The organism is Oceanibaculum sp. (genome assembly GCF_022449305.1).
In the GTDB taxonomy this organism is placed as follows: Bacteria; Pseudomonadota; Alphaproteobacteria; order Oceanibaculales; family Oceanibaculaceae; genus Oceanibaculum; species Oceanibaculum indicum.
This window is the reverse complement of the sequence record NZ_JAKUSO010000002.1, coordinates 73,502-98,164: the sequence shown is the minus strand read 5'-3', so window position 1 is coordinate 98,164 and position 24,663 is coordinate 73,502. Positions and strand designations below refer to the sequence as shown.

Genomic DNA, 24,663 nt, shown 5'->3' with positions numbered 1-24,663 from the left:
CCACTCTCACGAGCCACCAAACCCCCCCGCCCCCCCGGGCGGGGGGGGGGTGCTCGCCCCCGTGCGCGGGGGGCGGCGGCGGCTCGGCCAGTGCGATACCCCCTCACCCAGTTCCGCCTAATCTCGCCTTATGGCTCGATAAGGCTGCGCAACCCTCTCCCGCAAGGGGAGAGGGAAATATGAAAAAGGGGCGCCGTGGGGCGCCCCTCTTCAGATGGTCACGAGGACGGCCGCTCAGCGGTCGTAGCGTCCGCCGGACTCGTAATCGTCGCTGTCGCTGCGCTCGTCGAAGGTCAGCCCGCCGGTGACCGAGGTGTCGGCGAACGGCGACTCGTTGCTGGCCACGTCGCTCTCGCTGGCGGCAGCGCTTTCCGCGGCAGTCTCCTCGGCGGTCTTGATGACCTGCTCCGGGCGCTTGGCGCGGGCGCTGATCAGCGCGGCGTTCATGTCCTTCATGGTGCACAGGCCGAGCTGCACCGGATGCTGCGCGCGGATGCTGGACGAATTCCAGTGGCTCTTGTCGCGCACCGCCTGGATGGTCGGCTTGGTCGTGCCCAGCAGCTTGCCGATCTGAGCGTCCGACAGTTCCGGGTGATAGCGCAGCAGGTAGGCGATGGCGTCGGGCTTGTCCTGGCGCTTGGAGATCGGGGTGTATTTCGGCCCCTTGCGCTTCTGCTCGGGCACCTCGACGGTGCGGACCGAGGCTTCCAGCCGCGCCTTGGGATCCTTGGTGCAGCGTTCGATCTCCGCCCAGCTCAGCTGGCCGTTGGCGACGGGGTCGAGGCCCTGCATGCCGGTCGCGACCTCGCCATCGGCGATCGCCTGGACTTCCAGCGGGTGCAGCCCGCAGAAGGCAGCGATCTGCTCGAAGCTGAGCGCAGTATTCTCGACCAGCCAGACGGCGGTCGCCTTCGGCATCAACAATTCGGCCATGATTCCTCCTGATTGGCGGCCATTCCAGCAGCCGCCAGACGCGATATAGGTTGGTTGGAAATACCCTATTTCAACCGAATGGGTAAGGCCTCCGGGCGCGCGGCCACGTTCGCGGCCGCCGCTCCGGATGGTCCTGTTTACCCAGATCGTCAGATTTCTAGCATGATTTTCCCGATATGGGTGCTGGATTCCATGAGGGCGTGCGCCTTCGCGGCATCTTCCAGCTTCATCGTCTCGTGGATCAGCGGACGCAGCGTCCGCTTCGCCAGCAGCGGCCAGACCTCGCGGTAGAGGTCGCGGCCGATCAGTGCCTTCTGCATCACGCTGCGCGGACGCAGGGTGGAGGCGGTGACGGTCAGCCGCTTCATCATCAGCGTCGGGATGAACAGCTCCGCCTTGGCACCACCCAGCACGGCGATGATGACCAGCCTGCCTTCGGTGCGCAGCGCGTCCAGGTTCCGCTCAAGGTAGGGCGCGCCCACCATGTCGAGGATCAGGTCGGCGCCGCCGCAGGTATCCTTCAGGATTTTGGCGAAATCCTCGGTCTTGTAGTTGATGCCGCGCTCCGCGCCCAGCTCCTCGCAGACCCTGCACTTCTCGTCGCTGCCGGCGGTGGCGAACACCCGCGCCTCGAACTGTTTCGCCAGCTGGATCGCGGTGGTGCCGATGCCACTGGACCCGCCATGCACCAGGAACACCTCGCCCGGCTTCAGCCGGCCACGGTCGAACACGTTGGTCCAGACCGTGAAATAGGTCTCCGGCAGGGCCGCCGCCTCGACCATGGAATAGCCGTCGGGCACCGGCAGGCACTGCAGGGCCGGGGCCACGCAATATTCCGCATAGCCGCCGCCGGCCACCAGCGCGCACACCTTGTCGCCGGTCTTCCAGTTCAGCGGGTTCGGGTACAGCCCCTCCAGCTCGGCGGCCGGGTCATGCTCGCCCACCTCGACGATGGTGCCGGCCACTTCCAGCCCCGGAATATCGGTGGTGCCGGGCGGCGGGTTGTAGTTGCCGCTGCGCTGCTGCACGTCCGGGCGGTTTACGCCGGCGGCCTCGACCTTGATCAGGACCTCGCCGGGGCCGGGCTTCGGCAGCGGGCGCTTGGCCGGCCGCAGAACTTCCGGGCCGCCGGGCTGCGCGATCTCAATGGCGCGCATCATCTCTGGCAGAGCCATAATCCATATCCTCCCCATTTCGGAATTCCCTTGTCCTCTATTATGCTCCTTGCCGTCTTGCAAGTACCGAAGGCATCCCCCGAGGGCATCGACGCCACGGGACAACACGGACGGCAGTTGGGAGGAGGCACCATGGAACCGGAGGATTTGCTGCCGCGCGCCGCGAAACCGCAGCAGCGCAATCTCGCCCCGATGTCGGTGGAGGAGCTGGAAGCCTATATCGGCGAGCTGGAGGCGGAGATCGCCCGCGTCCGGCAGGATATCGAGAAGAAGACGAAGCACCGCAGCAGCGCCGAATCGCTGTTCCGGCGCTGAACGCCCATCGGCACGGATTTCATTTTAGCGAGGAACGACACAGTGAGCGTAAATCTGAAGGGCAAGCGCGCCATCGTTACCGGTTCGACCAGCGGCATCGGCCTCGGCATCGCCCGCGCGCTGGCCGCGTCGGGCGCCGACATCATGCTGAACGGCTTCGGCGATGCCGGCGAGATCGACAAGCTGAAGAGCGGCATGGAGCAGGCCTATGGCGTGACGGTGGGCTACAGCGCCGCCGACATGGCGAAGCCGGACGAGATCGTCGGGCTGGTGGAGGATGCGGCCGGGCTGCTGGGCGGCGTCGATATCCTGGTGAACAATGCCGGCATCCAGCACACCGCGCCGGTCGATGAATTTCCGGTCGAACGCTGGGATTCGGTGATCGCCATCAACCTGTCCTCCAGCTTCCACACCATCCGCGCCGCCCTGCCGCTGATGCGTAAGGGCAGCTGGGGCCGCATCATCAACATCGCCTCGGCGCACGGGCTGGTCGCCTCGGTGAACAAGGCGGCCTATGTCGCGGCCAAGCACGGGCTGGTCGGGCTGACCAAGGTGGTGGCGCTGGAAGCCGCCAATGACGGCATCACCTGCAACGCGATCTGCCCCGGCTGGGTGCTGACCCCGCTGGTGCAGAAGCAGATCGACGCCCGCGCCGAGGCCAGCGGCATCCCGGTCGCCGAGGCGGAGCGCAACCTGCTGGGCGAAAAGCAGCCGATGCACAAATTCACCCGGCCGGAACAGATCGGCGAATTCTCGGTCTTCCTGTGCTCCGACGCGGCGGCGACCATGACCGGCTCCAGCTATTCGCTGGATGGCGGCTGGACCGCGCAATAGAGGGTGCGCATACGATAGTACAGACGCCGGCAATTGCGGCTAAAATGGGGCGCGCAAAGTAATCGACCTGCCAGCTGCAACTGCGAGTCAGTCGAGTCGATAGTCGATTTGGTATGAAGATACCGTGTTTTAGTAATCTCTTGTTAATATATCCACAATATACTAATCTTCTATTGCGTTCTTGCCGTAATCGGGTCGATCACGCGAGACGCATGGTGACTGTGAAGCCTCCCTTCCTTCAGCGCCGCCCCCCAAGGGCGGCGCTTTTTTCGTATCGGCGAGCACACGGCCGAATCGCCTCCATGCTGCCATCATTCCCTACCCATCCATGTAAAAACGGCGGATTTCCTCGCGTTCGTCACTATTGAATCGAACGGCTTGACGAGTCTTGCCGCTCATGACTACCCTTTGCCTCGCTTGTACTCGGCAAGTTGAACAGGGCAGACAAATCGAGGGCGGAACACCGCTCCGGTCATGGGAATGAGGGGCCGTCCTTATGGGGCGGCCCTTTTCCTTTGGTGGCTTCTTCCTGCAACTCTTTGCCCCCGCTGGCGTGGCGTGTAGAGTGCCGCCAAAGTGTGAGGGAGAGGGGCCGCAGGAACATGACCGACGCCAATGCCTTCCGGTTCGATACGCTGTCGCTGCATGCCGGGCAGCAGCCGGACCCGACCACCGGCGCGCGCGCCGTGCCGGTCTATCAGACCACATCCTATGTCTTCAAAGACGTCGATCACGCCGCTGCCCTGTTCAACCTGGAACGTTCCGGCCACATCTATTCTCGCATTTCCAACCCCACCGTTGCGGTGCTGGAAGAACGGCTGGCGGCGCTGGAAGGCGGCGTGGGCGCCATCGCCACGGCCAGCGGCCAGGCGGCGCTGCACCTTGCCATCGTCACGCTGATGGGCGCGGGCGGCCATATCGTCGCCTCCAACCGGCTCTATGGTGGCAGCCACAATCTGCTGACCCACACGCTGCCGCGCTTCGGCATCACCGCCAGCTTCGTCGATCCGCGCGACCTTGACGGATTCCGCAAGGCGATCCGCCCGGAGACACGCCTCGTCTTCTGCGAGACCATCGGCAATCCCGGGCTGGAAGTCGCGAACCTGCCGGAACTCTCGAAGATCGCGCATGAGGCGGGCATCCCGCTGATGGTCGATTCGACCTTCGCCACGCCCTATCTGTGCCGACCGTTCGATCATGGCGCCGACATCGTCATGCATTCGGCGACCAAATGGCTGGGCGGGCATGGCGTGGCGATCGGCGGCATGCTGGTCGATGGCGGCACCTTCGACTGGGAAAAATCCGGCAAGTTTCCGACCCTGACCGAGCCCTATGCCGGTTATCACGGGCTGGACTTTGCCGAGGAATACGGTCCGCTGGCCTTCATCATGCGCGCCCGCGCCGAGGGCTTGCGCGACTTCGGCGCCTGCATCAGCCCGCACAACGCCTTCCTGCTGTTGCAGGGGGTGGAGACGCTGCCGCTGCGCATGGCACGCCATGTCGGCAATGCCCGCGCGGTGGCAAACTTCCTGGCGGCGCATCCGGCGGTCGCCTGGGTGAATTACCCCGAACTCGACAGCCACGCCGACAAGGCACTGGCGGCGAAGCTGCTGCCGAAAGGCGCCGGGGCCATCGTGACCTTCGGCGTGAAAGGCGGGCGTGAGGCCGGCAGGCGCTTCATCGAGCGGCTGGCCGTCTTCTCCCACCTCGCCAATGTCGGCGATGCCAAGTCGCTGGTGATTCATCCGGCCTCCACCACCCACCAGCAGATGGATGCGGAGTCGCTGAAGGCAGCCGGCATCGGCGAGGAGCTGATCCGCCTGTCGGTCGGGCTGGAGGCTGAGGCCGATTTGCTGGCCGATCTCGATCAGGGCCTGAAGGCCTCCCAAAAGGGCTAGAGCATGGAACTGACAGTTGAGGGCAAGCGCGTCTTCGCCGCGACCGGCGGGCGCGATTTCGATCCGGCGCTGCCCGCCGTGATCTTCCTGCATGGGGCCGGCATGGACCGCAGCGTCTGGTCCGGCCAGCTGCGCTATTTCGCCAGCCATGGCTGGGCGGCGCTGGCGCTCGACCTGCCGGGCCATGGACGGTCGGAAGGTCCGGCGCTGCCGGATATCCCGGCGATGGCGGATTGGGTGGCCGCCGTCATGGACAAGGCGGGCATCGCCAAGGCGGCGCTGGCCGGCCATTCGATGGGCGCGCTGGTGGCACTGGCGACAGCTGCCCGCCATCAGGAGCGGGTGAGTGCGCTGGCGCTGCTGGGGGCGGCGCTGCACATGCCGGTGCATCCCGACCTGCTGGAGGCCGCGCGCACCGGCAACCATGCCGCCATCGACAGCATGGTGAACTGGGGCGTCGGCCGGCCGGCCCATATTGGCGGGCATATCGCGCCGGGCCTGTGGGTCGCGGGCGCCAGCCTGCGGCTGCTGGAGCGCGGCGACTCCGCCGTGCTGGCCAGCGACCTTGCCGCCTGTAACGACTATGCGGAAGGTCGGGACGACGCGGCGAAAGTGCTGGTGCCGGCGCTGGTACTGATCGGCGCCGCCGACCGCATGACCCCGCCCAAGGCCGGGCGCGCGCTGGCCGAGGCGCTGCCCGACCCGCGCCCGGTGGAGATGCCGGGCGCCGGCCACATGATGATGATCGAGAAGCCGGACCGCACGCTGGATGTGCTGAAGGACTTCCTCGCCGGGGTGAAGCCCGTATGAGCGAGCAGACCGAGATCGCCGAAACCCGTGACCGCTACCCGCATTTCCTGTCCATCCCGACGCGCTGGAAGGACAACGATATCTACGGGCATGTGAACAATGTCGAATATTACTCCTTCTTCGACACGGTGATCTGTACCTACCTGATCCGCGCGGGCGGGCTGGACATCCACCGCGCCCCGGTCATCGGCGTGGCGGTGGAAAGCAAATGCACCTTCCGCCGCTCCATCGCCTTCCCCGATGTGGTGGAGGCCGGCCTGCGCATCGGCCGGCTCGGCAATTCCTCCGCGCGCTATGAGATCGGCCTGTTCCGCGAAGGCGAGGCGGAGATCGCCGCGCACGGCTATTTCGTGCATGTGTTCGTCACCCGCGACACGCAGAAGCCGGTGCCGATTCCCGACCCGATCCGCGCCGCGCTGCAACGCATCACCGTGGGGTGAGGGGGCGATTCCCCACAATTGTCATTGCCGGGCTTGACCCGGCAATCCAGGGGCCACGGTCTGAGACGTTTCAGGCAGGGCACCGCCCCTGGATCCTCGGGTCAAGCCCGAGGATGACGAACAAAAAACAGTCTGCCTCCTACGCCGTCTTTTCCGCCCAGGCGAACAGCTTGCGCATGAAGGCGATGCCTTCCTCGACCTGAGAGATGGCGATGAACTCGTCGGGCTGGTGCGCCTGCACGATGGAGCCGGGGCCGCACATGACGGTGGAGATGCCGGCCTCCTGGAACAGCCCGCCCTCGGTCGCGAAGGCGACCACGCCGGTCTGGTTCACGCCGGTCAGGTGGCGCACCAGCGTCTCGGCCACGCCGTCGCTCTCCGGCTTCAGCGGCGGCACGGCGGCGAACAGCCTCATGGTGGCGCCGGCCTTCGGCGACTGCGCCTTCAGCTCCGCATCCAGCGCCTCGACGGCGGCGCGCAGCTCGGCTTCCATCGCCGCACCGTCATCCTCCGGCACGATGCGCATCTCGACCGAGAAGTTGCAGTTCTGCGGGATGATGTTGCCCGCCGTGCCGCCCTCGATGCGGCCGATATTGAAGCTGGAATAGGGCGGCTCGAACGCCTCGGCGCTGGGGCGCTGCTTTGCCGCTTCCTGCATCGCCTTCACGGTCTGGATCAGGTCGGTGGCGGCGAACACCGCATTCACCCCGTTCTGCGGCAGGCTGGAATGGCCGGCGACGCCGGTGACCTCCACGCGGTAGGCCTGCACGCCCTTGTGCGCGGTGACCAGCTTCATCTCCGTCGGCTCGCCGATGATGACGGCGCGCGGCAGCGGGAAATTCTCCACGATATCGCGGATCAGGTGCTTCACGCCGAAACAGCCGACTTCCTCGTCGAAGGAGAAGGCGAAATGGATCGGCGTCTTCAACTCCATCTTCACCAGCTCCGGCACCAGCATCAGCGCGATGGCGATGAAGCTCTTCATGTCGCTGGTGCCGCGCCCGTAGAGCAGCCCGTTCTTCTCCACCACCTCGAACGGGTCGGTCGCCCAGATCTGGCCCTCCACCGGCACCACGTCGGTATGGCCGGACAGCACCACCCCGCCTTTGTCCTTCGGGCCGATGGTGGCATAGAGGTTGGCCTTGCCGTGCGCTTCATCGAAGGTCAGCCGGCTGTCGATGCCGTATTCCGCCAGATAGGCCTTCACATCCTCGATCAGTGCCAGGTTGGACAGCGCCGAGGTGGTGTCGAAGGCGACCAGCCGGCGGATCATGGCGATGGCGCGTGCGGTATCGGTCACGGAAGGACTCTCCTGAAAGGAAGGGGGGGTCAGCCGCGCCAGAAGGAGGGCGCGAACAGGATGAGGACGGTGAACAGCTCCAGCCGGCCCATCAGCATGGCCAGCGACAGCGCCCATTTGGCGGCGTCGGGCAATGTGGAGAAATTGCCGGCCGGGCCGATGATGTCGCCCAGGCCGGGGCCGACATTGCTGATCGCCGTGGCGGCGCCGGAAATCGCGGTCACGAAGTCGAGTCCCAGCAGCCCCAGCAGCATGGACAGCAGCAGGAAGCACAGCATGTAGGTGATCAGGAAGCCGATGACGGCGGTGGAGACATCCTCCGGCACCGGCTTGCGGTTATAATGCGGGATGAACACGCCATGCGGGCGCAGCAGCCGCTTCATCTGCGCGCGCGCCGTGGCATAGGCGATCTGGATGCGGAAGATCTTCACCCCGCAGGTGGTGGAGCCGGCGCAGCCGCCCAGGAACATCAGGAACAGCATCAGCGACATGCCGAAGCCGCCCCACAGCCCGAAATCGGTGGTGGCGAAGCCGGTGCCGGTCATCACCGAGATGCAGTTGAAGGCGGCATGGCGCACCGCCTCCAGCGGGTGGGTGTCCAGCGTCCAGAACTGCCAGCCCCCGGCCAGCAGCACGGCGGCGCCGGTGATCGACAGGAACCAGCGCACCTGGCTGTCCTGCAGCAGCATGCGCATATCGCCGCGCACCGCCTTCAGATAGGCGATGAAGGGCAGGCTGCCGGCCAGCATGCCGGCCACGACGATATAGTCGATCAGCGCGCTGTCATAATGGCCGATCGAGGCGTCCTTGGTGGAATAGCCGCCGGTCGCCACCGTGGTCATGGCGTGGGCCAGCGCGTCGAAGCCGCTCATGCCGGCGAAATACAGCATGAAGGTCCAGGCCAGCGTGATGCCGGCATAGAGCATGCCCAGCCCGCCGGCCAGCCGCGCGGTGCGCGGCAGCACCTTCTCCGGCGTGTCGAACGCCTCGGTCTTGAACAGCTGCATGCCGCCGACCGACAGCATCGGCAGGATGCCCATGGCAATCACGATGATGCCGATGCCGCCCAGCCATTGCAGCAGCGCGCGCCACAGCAGCAGCCCCGGCGGGGCGGTATCCAGCCCGACGATGACGGTGGAGCCGGTGGTCGTCACCCCCGACATCGCCTCGAAGAAGGCGTCGGTGTAGCTCAGCTTCAGGTCGGAAAAGGCGAAGGGCAGCGCGCCGAACAGCGCCACCACCAGCCACAGCAGCGTGGTCAGCAGGAAGGCCTGCCGCAGATTGAGCGAGACGGTGCGCGTGCCCTGCGTCGTCAGCATCAGCGACACGCCGGCGAACAGGGTGATCAGCGCGGAGGCCGCGAAGACCTGCCAGTCCTCATGCCCGGTCAGCGCATCCACCAATGCGGGAATGACCATCACCCCGGCCAGCAGGGCCAGCACCAGACCGACGATATAGAGAACGGGACCGAGAGCGGGCACGGCTCAGCCTGCCATCAGGGAAGGGTGGGCCATCACGGAAGCCGTTATGGGGGCCGTCAGGGGGACCGGTTTTCGGGTCGTGGTTCTGCTCGGGCGCATCATCGCGCGATCAAAGGCGATAACGGCGCGCCTGTCCAGTGGGAGGGCCAGCAGGAGAGCAAGGGGGCGACCCGACACATCGCAGAATGACCTTGGAAACGCCCCTCTTCCGTCGTCACCCTCGGGCAGATATCGTGCGGTGGGACAGTTTCTTCTTTCGTCACCCTCGGGCTTGACCCGAGGGTCCAGGGGCGGTGCCCTGCCTGAAACGTCTCAGCCTGTGGCCCCTGGATGCCCGGATCAAGTCCGGGCATGACAACGAGAGAAAGACGAATTATTTAATGTTAAAGACTATAATCAGAATATAGTATTTCTGTATTCTCGGGTTTTTGTGGATATTTCTTTTTATCTAGCTCTAAACGTGTGGGGAAAACAAAATTAGACGAAAATAACTTTCGTAAAATTGAGGTGCGGGGATGACCAAGCTGTTGACTAAACCTCTCCATACTCTGAATGCACGCGATAACGTCATGCTTGAGGTGATTCGCCGGCAATTCAACGTGTCGCCCGAACAGATGCACAAAGAGATTCAGGCGCTACGGCACTTAGTCGAAGAGGCGCTTGCCAGGAAAGGAGTAAGCTACGACCGACTTAAGACCGCTTTGATTCCCAGTACAAAGCGGCGTGAAATCGCATTGGTATTTGATAGCAAGGCTATCGACAGCAGCTGGTACGGTTATGACATATTTAAACGGCTGATCCCGCTCTTTGATCGTAAAAGCAATCACAGCATTCTCGCTGGCGATTACCTCGGCGATAACGAGAGTCAGTCAATGCTTTTTATGGCCATGAACGACGCGGTTACGCTGCGGCGGGAGGTCGATTTCGAACACAGCACGCAATTTTTCATCGTTTATATCAATAATCTGACTGAAACGATGGTTCGTCTCATTAATGAAGGTCTGACAGATTACAGGGCCTATGTTGGCTATGCGGACACAACATACTCTTCAGTATTCAAATTGCTGATCTCAACCATGCTTGTGAACGTGTGCGTGAAGCATGGGAGCATTATCATTCAATGCCACGAAGACGATCTAGACTTAGACGAAGATGTCAATACGTCCGGCTACCCATTCGAGGAAAATGGCTATATTTGTCGCAGTGTTCCATCATATCTCGAAGGTACGCTTCTCTCGTACAAGATCGAGCGCCCTGTGATTGAGGGATTTGAGGAAGATCTCGAATTTTCTCTAAACGCAATAAGCGCATCACCGCTTCCATTCACGGACTTCAAGGTCTGTGTTGAAGATGCAAAACTTGCGTATTTGAAGTGCGAGAAGGTGGGGTCGATGTCCGCCGCCGGACTTGAGAATGTGAGCAACGTTGAACTTGCTGCCCGCATTAGGGAGAAGGTTTTGGATAACTACATTTACAACATGGCATTCGACGCTGAGCACAATGTCCACAAATTCAATATCATCATTGAACTGCCATCGGTCAATGAAGCGAGGCCGATAAGGCTCTTGGCGGCGCTAGAGTATCAAGCGGTTAACAAAGTTTTGCGGCTTATCACTTTATATTAGCGCGAGGACCAAGGTGCTTTTGCCTGAAGCAGGGAGGCTGGCATATTGAAGTGGACAGGCTAGCATAACACCCCCTACCCCACCATCTCCGCCTTCCGGTAGCCCTGATAGTATAGCAGCGCCGTCAGGTCGGTGTGGTCCACGCGGAAGCGGGCTTCTGCGGCCACGATGGGCTTGGCGCGGAAGGCCACACCCAGGCCGGCGGCCTTCAGCATGGCGAGGTCGTTGGCGCCGTCGCCCACCGTTACGGCGGCTTCCGTGGCGATGGCCAGCTCGGCGGCCAGCTCGTTCAGCGCGGCCAGCTTGGCGTCGCGGTCGAGGATCGGCTCCGCCACCGTGCCGGTCAGCACGCCCGCCTCGACATTCAGCACATTGGCGCGGTCGAGGTGGAAGCCGCAACGCTCCCGCACCTTGCCGGTGAACCAGGTGAAGCCGCCGGAGACCAGCGCGGTGCGGGCGCCATGCGCGCGCATGGTCTGCACCAGCGTGCGCGCGCCCGGCGTCAGCTCCACCCCCTCATAGGTCCGGTCCAGCGCATCCGCCGACAGGCCCTTCAGCATGGCGACGCGCTCGCGCAGCGCGGTGGCGAAATCGATCTCGCCATTCATCGAGCGCGCGGTGATCGCGGCGATCTTCTCCTTCAGGCCGGCATAGGCGGCCAGCTCGTCCAGCGTCTCGCTGGTGACGATGGTGGAATCCATGTCGGCCAGCAGCAGTTTCTTGCGCCGCCCGTCCGGCTTCTGTATCGCCATATCGACGGGCGCACCGGCGAGGCGGTCGCGCAGGGCGGCTTCCGCCGTCACGGGGTCTGCCGTTTCCAGCGCGATGTCGAGGGCTGTTCCCTCGGCCAGCCAGTCGCGGGAACCGGGCGTGGCGCCGGACTCCGTCAGGGCGGCTCCGGCGGCATCGAGCAGGGCGGCATCCAGCGTCTGGCGGGCGGGATCGGCGATCAGGGTCAGGACGAACGACATGGGTTACCTCGCAATGGGAACGCGCTTATCTAGCCCCCCGCGCGCGGCAGGAAAAGGGAAGATACGATGACGATGCCGGGGACCATGTCGGGAGGGGCGCCCGTGATTGTGGTCGCCGGGCCGACCGCCAGCGGCAAGTCGGCGCTGGCGGTGGAGATTGCCGAGGCGTTCCGGGGCGTGGTCATCAATGCCGATTCCATGCAGGTCTATGCCGATCTGCGGGTGCTGACCGCGCGCCCCTCGGAGGCGGAGGAGCGCCGCGTGCCGCACCGTCTCTATGGCGTGCTGGACGGGTCGCAGAAATGCTCGGCCGGGCGCTGGCGCGAGCTGGCGCTGGCGGAGATTGCGCGCGTCCAGGCATCCGGCCAGCTGCCGGTGCTGTGCGGCGGGACGGGGCTGTACCTGCAGACGATGATGCGCGGCATCGCCCCGGTGCCGGCGGTGCCGGCCATCTTCCGCGCGGAGGCGACGGCGCTGCATGCGCAGCTCGGCGGCCCCGGCTTTCACGAAAGGCTGGCAGAGCGCGACCCGGTGATGGCCGCGCGGCTGCATCCCGGCAATACGCAGCGGCTGATCCGCGCCTGGGAGGTGCTGAACGCGACCGGCCGCTCGCTGGCCGACTGGCAGGCGGCTCCCAGAACGGGCGCGGCGACCGGCCTCGACTTCCTGTCCTTCGTGCTGCTGCCGGCGCGCGCCCCGCTCTATGCCGCCTGCGACGGGCGCTTCATGCAGATGGTGGAGATGGGGGCGCTGGAGGAGGTGCGGGCGCTGGCCGCGCGCGGGCTCGATCCGGCGCTGCCGGTGATGAAGGCGCTGGGCGTGCGCGAGCTGGCGGCGCATCTGGCCGGGGAGCTGACGCTGGAGACCGCCATCGACCAGGCGCAGCGCGAGACGCGGCGCTACGCCAAGCGGCAGGTGACCTGGTTCCGGCACCAGATGGAGGATGCCATGATTTTCGAGACAGGCTATGGCGCGAAATATTCGACAAGCCCGCGAGATGAAATCTTTTCGAAAATTCGTCAATCTGGGTTGACCGCGAAGGGCTGACGGTCTAGCTTCCGGCCTCCCCCGCGCCGAAAGCGCGGCGAGGGGCGATTTGTGACCGCATAAACCGACCGCATCCACAGGATGAATGAAGATGGCAACCGACAAGATGACGACCGAGCCCCAGGAGGAGATGAGCGGCGCTGCCCAGCTGCTGCGCGCCCTTGAGGATCAGGGCGTCGAGGTTATCTTCGGCTATCCCGGTGGTGCTGTCCTGCCGATCTATGACGAGATCTTCAAGAACAACCGTATCCGCCACATCCTGGTGCGCCACGAGCAGGCGGCCGTGCATGCGGCGGAAGGCTATGCGCGCTCCACCGGCAAGACCGGCGTGGTGCTGGTGACCTCCGGCCCCGGCGCCACCAACGCGGTGACCGGCCTGACCGACGCGCTGATGGATTCGATCCCCATCGTCTGCCTCACCGGCCAGGTGCCGACGCATCTGATCGGCAATGACGCCTTCCAGGAGGCCGACACCACCGGCATCACCCGCCCCTGCACCAAGCATAATTACCTGGTGAAGGATGTGCGCGACATGTCGCGCGTGGTGCATGAGGCATTCTATGTCGCCAGCAATGGCCGGCCCGGCCCGGTGGTCATCGACCTGCCGAAGGACGTGCTGTTCGCCAAGGGGCCCTATGGCGGCAAGCCGGATGGGCGGCTGCACAAGAGCTACCGCCCGCAGGTGAAGGGCGACAGTGCGGCCATCGACGAGGCAGTGCGCCTGCTGGCCGGCGCCAAGAAGCCGATCATCTATGGCGGCGGCGGCATCATCAATTCCGGCCCGCACGCGTCGGAGCTGCTGACCAAGCTGGTGCGGATGACCGGCTATCCCTGCACGCTGACGCTGATGGGCCTCGGCGCGCTGCCGGCCTCCGACCCGCATTTCCTCGGCATGCTGGGCATGCACGGCACCTACGAGGCGAACCTCGCCATGTATAATGCCGATGTCATGCTGTGCGTCGGCGCGCGGTTCGACGACCGGGTGACCGGCAAGCTGACCGAGTTCTCGCCGAATTCGAAGAAGATCCACATCGATATCGACCCGTCCTCGATCAACAAGAATGTCCGGGTGGACGTGCCGCTGGTCGGCGATGTCGGCAATGTGCTGGAGGAGATCGTTGGCCGCTGGCAGAAGCAGAAGCTGTCGCCGGACGGCAAGGCGCTGGCCGCCTGGTGGAAGCAGATCGACAACTGGAAGAGCCGCGACAGCCTGAAGTTCGGCCCGTCCGACAAGACCATCAAGCCGCAGCACGCGATCAGGCGGCTGTACGAGCTGACCCGCGAGCGCGACGAGGTGTTCATCACCACCGAGGTTGGCCAGCACCAGATGTGGGCCGCCCAGCATTTCCATTTCGAGAAGCCGAACCGCTGGATGACCTCCGGCGGCCTCGGCACCATGGGCTATGGCCTGCCTGCCGCCATGGGCGTGCAGATCGCGCATCCGGGCGCGCTGGTGGTCGATATCGCCGGCGAGGCCTCGATCCTTATGAACATCCAGGAGATGTCCACGCTGGCGCAGTATAATCTGCCGGTGAAGGTGTTCATCCTGAACAATCAGTGGATGGGCATGGTGCGCCAGTGGCAGGAACTGCTGCATGGCGGGCGCTATTCGGAAAGCTATTCGGAGGCGCTGCCCGACTTCGTGAAGCTGGCCGAGGCCTTCCAGGCGGTGGGCCTGCGCGCCGAACGGCCGGACCAGCTGGACGATGTCATCAAGGAGATGCTGGCGGTGGACCGCCCGGTCATCGCCGATATCTGCGTCGATCAGAAGGAAAACTGCTTCCCGATGATCCCGTCCGGTGCCGCGCATTACGAGATGCTGCTGGGGCCGGAGGATCATGCCGAGCAGCCGACCTCGGAGGAGGGGATGGTCCTCGTCTAGGCGCTGCTTGCTGCAGCGCCCGTCCGCCTTCCCCGACATGCCGCCTTCGCTTCGCCGGCGGCCCATTCTGGAGCCTGATTCTTGGAAGCCATCGAACGCCATACCATCGCCGTGCTGGTGGATAACGAGCCCGGCGTGCTCGCCCGGGTGATCGGCCTGTTCTCCGGCCGCGGCTACAATATCGAGAGCCTCACCGTGTCCGAGGTCGATACGGCGCGCGGCCTGTCGCGCATCACCGTCGTCACCAGCGGCACGCCGATGATCATCCAGCAGATCAAGGCGCAGCTCGACCGGCTGGTGCCGGTCCACCGGGTCGCCGACCTGACGGCGGATGGCGAGCATGTCGAGCGCGAGCTGGCGCTGATCAAGGTCGCCAACACCGGCGAGGATCGCATCGAGGCGCTGCGCATCGCCGACACTTTCCGCGCCCGCGTGCTGGACAGCACGCTGGAGAGCTTCACCTTCGAGCTGACCGGTACCGCCGGCAAGCTCGACGCCTTCATCAAGCTGATGGTGGCGCTGGGCAAGGTGGAGGTGTCGCGCACCGGCGTGGTCGCGATCTCGCGGGGCAGCGACATTGCCATGGGCATGCAGCGCGACGCCACGGCGGACGGTATCTAACTCAATCAGTACGGCGGCAACGCCATCAACCCCAACCCAGTCGAAAACGAAGGAACTACACCATGCGGGTCTATTACGATCGCGATGCCGACGTGAATCTGATCAAGGACAAGAAGATCGTCATCGTCGGTTACGGCAGCCAGGGCCATGCCCACGCCAACAATCTGAAGGACAGCGGCGTGAAGAACGTCGTCGTCGCACTGCGCGCCGGCTCCGCCACGGCGAAGAAGGCGGAGGCCGCCGGCTTCAAGGTGCAGACCCCGACCGAGGCGGTGAAGGATGCAGACGTGGTCATGATGCTGACCCCGGACGAGCTGCAGGCCGATATCTACAATGCCGAACTGGCGCCGAACATGAAGAAGGGCTCGGCGATCTGCTTCGCGCATGGCCTGAACATCCATTTCAACCTGATCGAGGCGCGCTCCGACCTCGACGTGTTCATGATCGCGCCGAAGGGCCCGGGCCACACCGTGCGCTCCGAATATCAGCGCGGCGGCGGCGTGCCCTGCCTGGTTGCGGTGGACAAGAACAGCTCCGGCAATGCGCTGGAAATCGCCCTGTCCTACGCCTGCGCCATCGGCGGCGGCCGCGCCGGCATCATCGAGACCACCTTCAAGGAAGAGTGCGAGACCGACCTGTTCGGTGAGCAGGTCGTGCTGTGCGGCGGCCTGGTCGAGCTGATCCGCGCCGGCTTCGAGACGCTGGTGGAAGCCGGCTACGCCCCGGAGATGGCCTATTTCGAGTGCCTGCACGAGGTGAAGCTGATCGTGGACCTGATCTACGAGGGCGGCATCGCCAACATGAACTACTCGATCTCCAACACCGCCGAATATGGCGAGTATGTCACCGGCCCGCGCATCATCACCGCCGACACCAAGGCCGAGATGAAGCGCGTGCTGAACGACATCCAGTCGGGCATCTTCACCCGCAACTGGATGCTGGAGAACAAGGTCAACCAGACCTCCTTCAAGGCGACCCGCGCCAAGGCCGCCGCCCATCCGATCGAGGAAGTGGGCGAGAAGCTGCGCGCGATGATGCCGTGGATCGGCCAGAACCGCCTCGTCGACAAGACCAAGAACTGATCCGTTCCGTCAGACGGATTGGCGAGGGCCCGGGCACCGTCCCGGGCCCTTTGCCGTTCGGGGGATAGTACCCCAGTGTGAAACAGCGATATGCTTTCGGTGCCCTACACTCAGGCCCTGCCTCACACTCCGGCCGTCACCCCCGGTCTTGTACCGGGGGTCCAGGGTTCAGCCCGCTCAGGCGAGGCCGAAGCGAGCCGAGGCCTGGATTCCCGCAACAAGTGCGGGAATGACGGAACAGCAAGATCGAACGCCAGCATTTCAAGCCGCCCCGCCGTGCATGGCCGGGTTTACTGGACAAAGCGCCTTCCGGCTTTAAATATGGATCGACAAGACGGCAGGCGGCGCCACGGATCGCCGCGCCCGGAGAAGAGGCCATGTACAAGCAGACCACCCGATCGATCAGCGTCACCGTGCGGCCCATCTATCTGGAGGACCAGTCCACCCCGTCCGACAATCACTATGTCTGGGCCTATCAGGTGAAGATCGAGAATGAGGGCAGCGAGACGGTGCAGCTGCGCCGCCGCTTCTGGCGCATTACCGATGCGCTGGGCCGCACCCAGGAAGTGCGCGGCGATGGCGTCGTCGGCGAGCAGCCGGTGCTGCGCCCGGGGGAGAGCTTCGAATATACCAGCGGCACGCCGCTCAGCACGCCATCGGGCATCATGGTCGGCGCCTATACGATGGAAGCCGGCGATGGCAGCCATTTCGACATCGATGTGCCGGCCTTCTCGCTGGACAGCCCGCACCAGCCCGTCCGGCTGAATTAGGCCATATACGCAGCGAACCATCCGGTGGTTCACGAGTTACTGAAAAATAAAAGTTTTTCTTCATATGCGCTTGAAGCCCCATGACCGGGCGCCATTTGGAGGGCATGTGAAGGAGATGCCGTCTGCCAGAATGCGCCTGAGTATTCCCGCTCCGGCCCGGACGGTGACCATGACCCGAAAAGGCATGCCATGAACGAAAACATCATGAAGCCGTCCGTCGAGGCCAGCCGGCTGACTCTCGGTTCGGTATCCGGTGTCGAGCGTCCGTCGCGGGAAGAAGCGGAGGCGGCGGTGCGCACGCTGCTGCGCTGGGCCGGCGACGATCCGGCGCGCGAAGGGCTGCTGGACACGCCGAAGCGCGTCGCCAAGGCCTATGAGGAATGGTTCGGCGGCTATGCGGTCGATCCGGTGGAGATGCTGAAGCGCACCTTCGACGAGACCGACGGCTATGACGAGATGGTGCTGCTGCGCGACATCCGCTTCGTCTCGCATTGCGAGCATCACATGGCGCCCATCGTCGGGCGCGCGCATGTCGCGTACCTGCCGCTGAACCGTGTCGTCGGCATCTCCAAGCTGGCGCGGGTGGTGAACGCCTATGCCCGCCGGCTGCAGATCCAGGAGCGGCTGACCGCGCAGATCGCCAACACCATCAACGACGTGCTGGAACCCAAGGGCGTGGCCGTTGTCATCGAGGCCGAGCATGGCTGCATGACCTCGCGCGGGGTGAATACCCACGGTACCTCCATGGTCACCAGCCGCATGCTGGGCGCCTTCCGCGCCAATGCCAGCACGCGCCGCGAGTTCCTGACGATGATCGGCAACCCGCAGAGCAGCGCTGCCCTGTAAGGGATATACGCCGGAACGAAAAAGGCCCCGCCGGAGCGGGGCCTTTTGTTTTGCGCGGGTGTTGGGGGTTATCCCTCGATCCGCACCGCGACGAAGCGCATCTCGCCCTTGCGGTTGACCAGCAGCAGGACGGACTTGCGGCCGGCCTTCTGCGCGGACTGCACTTTCTCGACGAGTTCGGCCGGGCTGTTCACCTCCTCCTGGCTGACCTCGACGATCATGTCGCCAGGCTGGATGGCCTTTTCGGCCGCCGGGCTGTTCGGCTTCACCTCGGTCACCAGCACGCCCTTGGCGGTGTCTGCAAGGCCGAAGCGCTGGCGCAGTTCCGGGGTCACGCCGGTGAGGCTGAGGCCCAGCGAATCGACCGTGCGGTTGACGGCGCCGGAATCGGCCGGCTTGGTCGGGTCCAGCAGACCGGCCTGTTCGGCCTCCTCCAGCTCGCCCACCTTCACCTTCACGGTCAGCTTCTTGCCGTCGCGCCAGATCTCGACCGGCACGTCCTCGTCGATCTTGGTGGCCGCCACGATGCGGGGCAGGCGGCGCATGTCGGGGACGTTCTGGCCATTGAACTTCAGCACGATATCGCCGGCCTTGATGCCGCCCTTGTCGGCCGGGCCGGTCTCGGTGACGCTGGCGATCAGCGCGCCGCGCGCCTTGTCGAGGCCCAGGCTCTCGGCGATTTCGTCGGTCACCATCTGGATGCGGACACCCAGCCAGCCGCGGCGGGTGCGCCCATATTCCTTCAGCTGCTCGATGACCGGTTTGGCCAGCGCCGACGGCACGGCGAAGCCGATGCCGATGGAGCCGCCGGACGGCGAATAGATGGCGGTGTTGATGCCGACCACCTCACCCGACATGTTGAACATCGGGCCGCCCGAATTACCCCGGTTGATCGAGGCATCGGTCTGCAGGAAATCATCATAGGGGCCGGCATTGATGTCGCGGGCCCGCGCCGAGACGATACCGGCGGTCACCGTGCCGCCCAGGCCGAACGGGTTGCCGATGGCCAGCACCCAGTCGCCGACGCGGCTGGCGTCGCTGTCGCCCCAGCCCACGGCGGTCAGCTTGTAGTCGCCGGGATTGATCTTCAGCAGGGCAAGGTCGGTCTTCGGGTCGCGGCCGACAATCTCCGCCTCGAACTCGGCATCGTCATGCATGCGGATGGTCACCTTGTCGGCGTCCGCGATGACATGGTTGTTGGTCACGATGAAGCCAGAGGCATCGATGACGAAACCGGACCCCAGCGAGGTGGCGCGGCGCGGCTGGTTCGGCCGCTGCTGGCGATCGAAGAAGTCGCGGAAGAACTCCTCGAACGGCGAACCGGGAGGGAATTGCGGCATCTCCGGCACGTCCTGGGGGGAGGACTGCACGGTCTGCGTGGTGGAAACGTTCACGACCGCCGGCAGCAGGTTCTCGGCGATGTCGGCGAAGCTGTCGGGCGCCGGGCGGGCGAGGGCGGGCACGGCCTGGACCAGCACCGCGAGGGCCAGCAGGGTCGCGAAAAACCGGTTCGCGGACAGGCGGCGGGACGACCCGTCTGCTTGCGCGCGTTTACCGGGAAGGAACGCCAGACGATTGCTCATGGGAGGCCTTCTCTTGTCCTTCGTCACAGGAAAGTCGGGAACCCGGTCACGGCTGGTATCGTTCCTGACCTGACCGGAAAGCCCGATGGCGGTTCGACGCATCGGAGGGCGTCGCATGTCCGCTATTCAGCTTTTCACATATGGTCAAATTAAGACATACCCCAATCCGTTTTGGGCATTTGTGGGGCCATTTGCGGCACCCTTGCCGCAGCTAACCGCGTATCCACCAGACCAGCAGCACACCCACCGCCGCGGCCAGCAGCCCAGCCAGCCGCAGGCTTGCCGGCGGCTGCGCGATGGCGATGCGCATCATGGCCTGCATGCCGCCGGGGAACAGGGCATAAAGTATCCCTTCCAGGGCGATCATGAGGGCAATGGCCGTCAGCAGGTCGGTCACACCGGTACCTCGTCAAAAAAAATAGCGCGGCGGAGCCGGATGGCCACCGCCGCGCCAGGAAACATTACCTTCAACCTTAGCGGGGCGTGGCTGTGCCGCTCATGCTGTTGAAGAAGCGCATAAAGTCGCTGTTCGGTGACAGCACCATGGTGGTGCCGTCCTGGCCCAGCGATTCGCGGTAGGCCTCCATGCTGCGGTAGAAGGTGAAGAACTGCGGGTCCCGACCGAAGGCCTGCGCATAGATATTGATCGCGTCGGCATCGCCCTGGCCGCGCACGATCTGTGCCTCACGCTCGGCATTGGCGATGATGACGACGCGCTGGCGGTCGGCATCGGCGCGGATCTGCTGGGCCAGCTCGAAGCCTTCGGCGCGGGCTTCCTTCGCCTCCCGCTCACGCTCGGAGCGCATGCGGTTGTAGATCGCCTGGCTGGTCTGTTCCGGATAGTCGGCGCGGCGCACCCGGACATCGACGATCTGCAGGCCCAGCCGCTCGACCGAGGCATTCACCTCGCTGGTCATCTGGGTGATGATCGCGTCACGGTTGGCCGACAGGATGTCGGTCAGGTTGGCGTTGCCGAGTGCCCGGCGCAGCGACGAGTTGATGATCGCGGTCAGCCGCTGGCGGGCGCCGAACTCGTTGCCCACCGACTGGTAGAACAGCAGCGGATCGGTGATGCGGAAACGGGCATAGCTGTCCACATCGAGGCGCTTCTGGTCCACCAGGATGACCTGCTGGCGCGGCGGATCGAGGTCCAGCACGCGCAGCTCATAGCGCTGCAGGTTCTGGATGAAGGGCAGCTTCACATGCAGGCCCGGCTCCTTCACGACGCGCTTGGGTTCGCCGAACTGCAGCACCAGCACCTGCTCGGTCTGATGCACGGTGAACAGCGCGCTGGAGGCAACGATACCGGCGACGACGATCAGGCCGCCCAGGATCGCAAGCAATTTGCGTGGCATGGCGTCCTCCCTCAGTTCCGGTTCGCCGCCGGGGCGGTCGATGTGCCCTGGCCGGTACGTTTCTGGATTTCCGGCAGCGGCAGATACGGCACGACGCCGCCCTGGCCGCCATCCTTGTCGTCGATGATGACCTTCTGCACGTTGCCCAGAATCTGCTGCATGGTTTCGATGTAGATGCGCTGCTGCGTGACGTCCGGGGCCTTGGAATAGGCCTCATACACCGACAGGAAGCGCTGCGCGTCACCCTGGGAGCGGTTGACCACCTCCTCGCGGTAGGCGCGGGCTTCCTGGATCAGCCGCTCCGCATCGCCTCGGGCGCGCGGCACGATGTCGTTGCGGTAGGCTTCTGCCTCGTTCCGCACACGCTCCTTGTCGGCGCGGGCACGCTGCACCTCGTTGAAGGCGTCCACGACCGGGGCCGGCGGATCGACCGCCAGCAGCTGGATCTGCCGCACCTCGACGCCGGACTGATAATCGTCCAGCAGGCGCTGGGCATTCTCGGTGGCGCGCACCTCGATCACCTGGCGGCCTTCGGTCAGCGCGACCTGGATCGGCGTCTGGCCGATGATCTCGCGCATCACGCTTTCCGCCACCGCCTTCACGGTCAGGTCCGGGTTGCGCAGCTTGAACAGGAACTGGCCGGCATCCTTGATGCGCCAGAACACGACGAAATCGATATCGACGATGTTCTCGTCGCCCGTCAGCATCAGGCTTTCCTCGGGATCGTCGCGGCTGACGCCGGCGCGACCGGCGGAATCGCCCGACGAGCGGAAGCCGATCTCGATGCGGTTTTCGCGCGTGACATTCGGGGTCAGCACGCTCTCGATCGGGGTGGGCAGGTGGTAGTTCAGACCGGGGCCGGTGGTGCGCACCCATTCGCCGAAGCGCAGGACCACGCCCTGCTCATCCGGCTGCACGCGGTAGAAGCCGCTGGCGCCCCACAGCGCCACGGCCACCAGCAGGACCAGGATGATGCCCTTGGTGTTGCCGAAGCCGCCCGGCATCATGTTCTGAAAGCGTTCCTGACCCTTCTTGATCAGTTCTTCGATATTGGGGGGCTGCGGACCACCGCCGCCGCCACCGCCGCCACCCGGACGGCCCCACGGGCTGCCGCCATTGCCGCCACTACCCCAAGGGCCGCCGCCCTGGCCGCCCCCCTGATTGCTATTCCAAGGCATTCTTGTTTCCCAGCCTGGCCTGTTTTTCCTTTGTCGCGCACGCCATCCTTACGCGATCCCATCGGGCGTTTCCAGAGAAAGGCACCCGCAGGGCGCAAGAGCGGCGCCTCGACCCTCCGGGATATTGGCTGTAGCCGCCGGTTTTCAATGCGCTGCGGCTGAAAGATCGGCGCGCTGACGCCTTTCAGTCCCCGCCGGTGAGCGTCCGCGCGGCCGCCACGGCGCTGCGGTAATCGGCTGCCACAACCGGGGCGCCTGCGCCCTCGCGGATCAGCCCCATGCGGGCCATCAGCCCGGCCGGCTGCGGCTGCAGGCCGGACAGGATGACGGTCGTGCCCTGCGACTGGCAGCGTTTCAGGAAGGCCTCCAGCGTCCCGGCGCCGCTGGCGTCCATCAGCGGGACATGGCGCAGCCGCAGGATGAAGACTTTCGGCGTCGCGCCGACCCGTTCCAGCACGTCGGTCAGCCGGCCCGACGCGCCGAAGAACAGCGGCCCGCGGATCAGGAAGACCTCGACGCCGGGCGGCAGGTTCTCGCGCTCGTTGCTGTCCTCGTCCCCGTCATCGTCGTCTGCCAGGGGATTGACGCCGCCCTGCACCTCGACTGCTTCGGCCATGCGCACCATGAACAGGATGGCGGCCAGCACGATGCCAACCTGGATTGCCACCGTCAGGTCCACCAGCACGGTCAGGCCGAAGGTCAGCAGCAGCACCAGCCGGTCGCCATGCGGCGCCTTCATCAGATGGCGGAAGCGGTCGGCCTCGCTCATGTTCCAGGCCACCACCACCAGCACGGCGGCAAGGCAGGCCAGCGGCACATAGACCATCAGGTGCGCCAGCGCCACCATGAATACCAGCAGGAACAGGGCGTGCAGCATGCCGGCGACCGGGCTGACGGCGCCGGAGCGGATGTTGGTCGCGGTGCGGGCGATGGCGCCGGTGGCGGGGATGCCGCCGAACATGGCCGAGCCGACATTGGCGATACCCTGCGCCATCAGTTCGCCGTTGGAGCGGTGGCGCCGCCCGGTCATGCCGTCGGCGACCATGGCGGAGAGCAGCGATTCGATGCCGGCCAGCAGCGCGATGGTGAAGGCGTCGGGCAACAGGATGCGGATACGCTCCAGCGACATGTCGGGCAGGCTGGGGCTGGGCAGCATGTTGGGAATCTCGCCGAACCGGCTGCCGATGGTCTCGACCGGCAGCCCCACGGCGAATGCCAGCAGCGTGCCCGCCAGCACGCCGATCAGGAAACCCGGCCAGCGCGGCCGCCAGCGCTTCAGCCCGATGATGATCGCCAGCGTCAGCGCGGCCAGCCCGACAGCGGCAAAGTTGACGCTCGACAGATGCGCGAGATAGGCCTCCCACTGATGCAGGAAATCGGCCGGCAGCCTTTCGATTTCCAGCCCCAGCAGGTCGCGCACCTGGCTGGAGAAGATGATGACGGCGATGCCCGCCGTGAAGCCGGTCACCACCGGCTGCGGCACATATTTGATGTAGGTGCCGAAGCGCAGCAGGCCGAAGGCCAGCAGCATGATGCCGGCCATGATGGTGGCGATCACCAGCCCGTCATAGCCATGCCGGTCGATGACGTTGAACACCACGACGACGAAGGCGCCGGTAGGGCCGCCGATCTGGAACCGGCTGCCGCCCAGCGCGGAGATCAGGAAGCCGGCGATGATGGCGGTGAACAGCCCGCGTTCCGGCGTGGTGCCGCTGGCGATCGCTAGCGCCATGGCCAGCGGCAGCGCCACGATGGCAACGGTCAGCCCGGCGATGGCGTCCTGGCGGAACTTGCTGAACCCGTAGCCTTCCTGCAGCGCCGTTACCAGCTTCGGCGTGAAGCTGCTGCGGCTTCTGGCGGGGTCGGCAGGCGGCTGCGCCAAGGGATTCTGCGCCATGAGGGCGGCTTTCTGAAAAGTGCTTAAGTCCCTACTCTCTGTAGGGTCACGAAACAGTAGGACAGGCCGGAGGCTGCATCCAATACAGGATTCGTGCGGTCAGCCTCGCGCCAGGCGCGGGGCTCGATCTCCGGGAAATGCGCGTCGCCGGCAATTTCCGCGTCGATCTCGGTGAGGTACAGCCGGTCGAGCCGAGGTAGCGCCTGGGCATAGATCTCCGCCCCGCCGATCACCATGACTTCTTCCACGCCGGTCTCCCGCGCGAGCCTGGCGGCAAGGTCGAGCGCGCTGTCGATGTCGCGGGCGATGTGGACACCCTCGGCTGCGAAGGCGGGATCGCGCGTCACCACGATGTTGGGCCGGCCGGGCAGCGGCCTGCCGATGGACTGGAAGGTCTTGCGGCCCATGACGACCGGCTTGCTCAGCGTCATGTTCTTGAAGAATTTCAGGTCACCCGGCAGCCGCCAGGGCAGGCCGTTATCCTGGCCGATCACCCGGTTGCGCGCCATCGCGGCAATGGCGGAGAAGATCATGGTGGCACCTTTCGATTTTAGGGCGATTTCGCTTAAACCTTGGTGTTTCTCTGACCGTCATTCCCGGCCTTGTGCCGGGAATCCAGG

Annotated in this window: 23 protein-coding genes; 12 read left to right on the top strand and 11 right to left on the bottom strand. The window is 65.0% G+C overall.

Annotation, left to right across the window (positions count from 1 at the left end; all coding sequences use genetic code 11):
- Positions 1-234: 234 nt before the first annotated feature.
- Both MK313_RS00880 and MK313_RS00875 read right to left on the bottom strand, forming a co-directional pair.
- On the bottom strand, positions 235-933 hold the full coding sequence (locus tag MK313_RS00880) for a DUF1013 domain-containing protein (RefSeq protein WP_287779582.1): 699 nt from the start codon (positions 931-933) through the stop codon (positions 235-237).
- A 149-nt stretch (positions 934-1,082) separates the two neighbouring features.
- The gene (locus MK313_RS00875; RefSeq protein WP_287779579.1) at positions 1,083-2,108 is read right to left on the bottom strand and encodes an NAD(P)H-quinone oxidoreductase; all 1,026 of its coding nucleotides are present in this window, start codon (positions 2,106-2,108) and stop codon (positions 1,083-1,085) included.
- A gap of 132 nt (positions 2,109-2,240) precedes the next feature.
- Here MK313_RS00875 and MK313_RS00870 point away from each other — a divergent pair, with 132 nt between their 5' ends.
- From MK313_RS00870 to MK313_RS00850, 5 genes are all read left to right on the top strand, one after another.
- Positions 2,241-2,423, top strand: coding sequence for a DUF1192 domain-containing protein (locus tag MK313_RS00870; protein ID WP_008945109.1), 183 nt, complete (start codon positions 2,241-2,243; stop codon positions 2,421-2,423).
- A 42-nt stretch (positions 2,424-2,465) separates the two neighbouring features.
- Positions 2,466-3,257 (top strand): 3-hydroxybutyrate dehydrogenase, encoded by a 792-nt coding sequence (locus tag MK313_RS00865; RefSeq protein ID WP_008945110.1) that lies wholly within the window; start codon positions 2,466-2,468, stop codon positions 3,255-3,257.
- A gap of 602 nt (positions 3,258-3,859) precedes the next feature.
- Positions 3,860-5,155: an O-acetylhomoserine aminocarboxypropyltransferase gene (locus tag MK313_RS00860; RefSeq protein WP_287779576.1), complete on the top strand. Its 1,296-nt coding sequence runs from the start codon at positions 3,860-3,862 to the stop codon at positions 5,153-5,155.
- Between the two features lie 3 nt (positions 5,156-5,158).
- A complete protein-coding gene (locus MK313_RS00855) occupies positions 5,159-5,965 on the top strand; it encodes an alpha/beta fold hydrolase (RefSeq protein WP_287779573.1) in 807 nt (268 codons plus the stop codon).
- A complete protein-coding gene (locus MK313_RS00850) occupies positions 5,962-6,405 on the top strand; it encodes an acyl-CoA thioesterase (RefSeq protein ID WP_287779570.1) in 444 nt (147 codons plus the stop codon). The genes MK313_RS00855 and MK313_RS00850 overlap by 4 nt, the downstream gene beginning before the upstream one ends.
- Positions 6,406-6,544: 139 nt before the next feature.
- On the opposite strand, the gene argE is transcribed toward MK313_RS00850, so the two are convergent.
- Positions 6,545-7,705 carry an acetylornithine deacetylase gene (gene argE / locus MK313_RS00845; RefSeq protein ID WP_287779567.1) on the bottom strand — a complete coding sequence of 387 codons (1,161 nt, stop codon included), beginning with the start codon at positions 7,703-7,705 and terminating at the stop codon, positions 6,545-6,547.
- Positions 7,706-7,734: 29 nt separating this feature from the next.
- Positions 7,735-9,186 carry a TrkH family potassium uptake protein gene (locus tag MK313_RS00840; RefSeq protein ID WP_287779564.1) on the bottom strand — a complete coding sequence of 484 codons (1,452 nt, stop codon included), beginning with the start codon at positions 9,184-9,186 and terminating at the stop codon, positions 7,735-7,737.
- Between the two features lie 515 nt (positions 9,187-9,701).
- Between MK313_RS00840 and MK313_RS00835 the strand changes: the two genes are divergently transcribed.
- Entirely contained in the window at positions 9,702-10,811 is a 1,110-nt protein-coding gene (locus tag MK313_RS00835) for a hypothetical protein (protein WP_287779561.1), read from the top strand.
- 74 nt (positions 10,812-10,885) lie between these two features.
- Here the strand turns inward: MK313_RS00835 and serB are convergent, their stop codons facing one another.
- Positions 10,886-11,782, bottom strand: coding sequence for a phosphoserine phosphatase SerB (serB, locus tag MK313_RS00830; protein WP_287779558.1), 897 nt, complete (start codon positions 11,780-11,782; stop codon positions 10,886-10,888).
- Between the two features lie 66 nt (positions 11,783-11,848).
- Between serB and miaA the strand changes: the two genes are divergently transcribed.
- The 6 genes from miaA (at position 11,849) to folE (ending at position 18,030) form a co-directional block, all read left to right on the top strand.
- Positions 11,849-12,829 carry a tRNA (adenosine(37)-N6)-dimethylallyltransferase MiaA gene (miaA, locus tag MK313_RS00825; RefSeq protein ID WP_287779556.1) on the top strand — a complete coding sequence of 327 codons (981 nt, stop codon included), beginning with the start codon at positions 11,849-11,851 and terminating at the stop codon, positions 12,827-12,829.
- A 106-nt stretch (positions 12,830-12,935) separates the two neighbouring features.
- Positions 12,936-14,711 (top strand): acetolactate synthase 3 large subunit, encoded by a 1,776-nt coding sequence (locus MK313_RS00820; RefSeq protein WP_121220689.1) that lies wholly within the window; start codon positions 12,936-12,938, stop codon positions 14,709-14,711.
- A gap of 81 nt (positions 14,712-14,792) precedes the next feature.
- Complete coding sequence (gene ilvN, locus MK313_RS00815) at positions 14,793-15,332, top strand: acetolactate synthase small subunit (protein ID WP_008945119.1); 540 nt, start codon at positions 14,793-14,795, stop codon at positions 15,330-15,332.
- A gap of 62 nt (positions 15,333-15,394) precedes the next feature.
- On the top strand, positions 15,395-16,414 hold the full coding sequence (gene ilvC, locus MK313_RS00810; RefSeq protein WP_008945120.1) for a ketol-acid reductoisomerase: 1,020 nt from the start codon (positions 15,395-15,397) through the stop codon (positions 16,412-16,414).
- A 377-nt stretch (positions 16,415-16,791) separates the two neighbouring features.
- A complete protein-coding gene (gene apaG / locus MK313_RS00805; RefSeq protein ID WP_008945121.1) occupies positions 16,792-17,184 on the top strand; it encodes a Co2+/Mg2+ efflux protein ApaG in 393 nt (130 codons plus the stop codon).
- Positions 17,185-17,388: 204 nt separating this feature from the next.
- On the top strand, positions 17,389-18,030 hold the full coding sequence (folE, locus tag MK313_RS00800; RefSeq protein WP_287779822.1) for a GTP cyclohydrolase I FolE: 642 nt from the start codon (positions 17,389-17,391) through the stop codon (positions 18,028-18,030).
- A 68-nt stretch (positions 18,031-18,098) separates the two neighbouring features.
- Here folE and MK313_RS00795 read toward each other — a convergent pair whose 3' ends face one another.
- From MK313_RS00795 to folA, 6 genes are all read right to left on the bottom strand, one after another.
- On the bottom strand, positions 18,099-19,613 hold the full coding sequence (locus tag MK313_RS00795) for a DegQ family serine endoprotease (RefSeq protein ID WP_287779551.1): 1,515 nt from the start codon (positions 19,611-19,613) through the stop codon (positions 18,099-18,101).
- A 211-nt stretch (positions 19,614-19,824) separates the two neighbouring features.
- Entirely contained in the window at positions 19,825-20,010 is a 186-nt protein-coding gene (locus tag MK313_RS00790) for a DUF2065 domain-containing protein (RefSeq protein WP_287779548.1), read from the bottom strand.
- Between the two features lie 76 nt (positions 20,011-20,086).
- Positions 20,087-20,968 (bottom strand): protease modulator HflC, encoded by an 882-nt coding sequence (hflC, locus tag MK313_RS00785; RefSeq protein ID WP_287779545.1) that lies wholly within the window; start codon positions 20,966-20,968, stop codon positions 20,087-20,089.
- Positions 20,969-20,979: 11 nt separating this feature from the next.
- The gene (hflK, locus tag MK313_RS00780; protein WP_287779542.1) at positions 20,980-22,146 is read right to left on the bottom strand and encodes an FtsH protease activity modulator HflK; all 1,167 of its coding nucleotides are present in this window, start codon (positions 22,144-22,146) and stop codon (positions 20,980-20,982) included.
- Between the two features lie 184 nt (positions 22,147-22,330).
- The gene (locus MK313_RS00775; RefSeq protein ID WP_287779539.1) at positions 22,331-24,043 is read right to left on the bottom strand and encodes a SulP family inorganic anion transporter; all 1,713 of its coding nucleotides are present in this window, start codon (positions 24,041-24,043) and stop codon (positions 22,331-22,333) included.
- Positions 24,044-24,066: 23 nt separating this feature from the next.
- The gene (gene folA / locus MK313_RS00770) at positions 24,067-24,576 is read right to left on the bottom strand and encodes a type 3 dihydrofolate reductase (protein WP_287779536.1); all 510 of its coding nucleotides are present in this window, start codon (positions 24,574-24,576) and stop codon (positions 24,067-24,069) included.
- Between the last annotated feature and the right edge of the window lie 87 nt (positions 24,577-24,663).

Coding starts and splice junctions, on each gene's coding strand:
- hflC (WP_287779545.1), bottom strand. CDS start 20,968: ATGCCACGCAAATTGCTTGCGATCCTGGGCGGCCTGATCGTCGTCGCC.
- miaA (WP_287779556.1), top strand. CDS start 11,849: ATGACGATGCCGGGGACCATGTCGGGAGGGGCGCCCGTGATTGTGGTC.
- folA (WP_287779536.1), bottom strand. CDS start 24,576: ATGATCTTCTCCGCCATTGCCGCGATGGCGCGCAACCGGGTGATCGGC.
- MK313_RS00875 (WP_287779579.1), bottom strand. CDS start 2,108: ATGGCTCTGCCAGAGATGATGCGCGCCATTGAGATCGCGCAGCCCGGC.
- ilvC (WP_008945120.1), top strand. CDS start 15,395: ATGCGGGTCTATTACGATCGCGATGCCGACGTGAATCTGATCAAGGAC.
- hflK (WP_287779542.1), bottom strand. CDS start 22,146: ATGCCTTGGAATAGCAATCAGGGGGGCGGCCAGGGCGGCGGCCCTTGG.
- MK313_RS00855 (WP_287779573.1), top strand. CDS start 5,159: ATGGAACTGACAGTTGAGGGCAAGCGCGTCTTCGCCGCGACCGGCGGG.
- MK313_RS00850 (WP_287779570.1), top strand. CDS start 5,962: ATGAGCGAGCAGACCGAGATCGCCGAAACCCGTGACCGCTACCCGCAT.
- folE (WP_287779822.1), top strand. CDS start 17,389: ATGAAGCCGTCCGTCGAGGCCAGCCGGCTGACTCTCGGTTCGGTATCC.
- serB (WP_287779558.1), bottom strand. CDS start 11,782: ATGTCGTTCGTCCTGACCCTGATCGCCGATCCCGCCCGCCAGACGCTG.
- MK313_RS00835 (WP_287779561.1), top strand. CDS start 9,702: ATGACCAAGCTGTTGACTAAACCTCTCCATACTCTGAATGCACGCGAT.
- MK313_RS00880 (WP_287779582.1), bottom strand. CDS start 933: ATGGCCGAATTGTTGATGCCGAAGGCGACCGCCGTCTGGCTGGTCGAG.
- MK313_RS00820 (WP_121220689.1), top strand. CDS start 12,936: ATGACGACCGAGCCCCAGGAGGAGATGAGCGGCGCTGCCCAGCTGCTG.
- apaG (WP_008945121.1), top strand. CDS start 16,792: ATGTACAAGCAGACCACCCGATCGATCAGCGTCACCGTGCGGCCCATC.
- MK313_RS00775 (WP_287779539.1), bottom strand. CDS start 24,043: ATGGCGCAGAATCCCTTGGCGCAGCCGCCTGCCGACCCCGCCAGAAGC.
- MK313_RS00870 (WP_008945109.1), top strand. CDS start 2,241: ATGGAACCGGAGGATTTGCTGCCGCGCGCCGCGAAACCGCAGCAGCGC.
- MK313_RS00860 (WP_287779576.1), top strand. CDS start 3,860: ATGACCGACGCCAATGCCTTCCGGTTCGATACGCTGTCGCTGCATGCC.
- MK313_RS00795 (WP_287779551.1), bottom strand. CDS start 19,613: ATGAGCAATCGTCTGGCGTTCCTTCCCGGTAAACGCGCGCAAGCAGAC.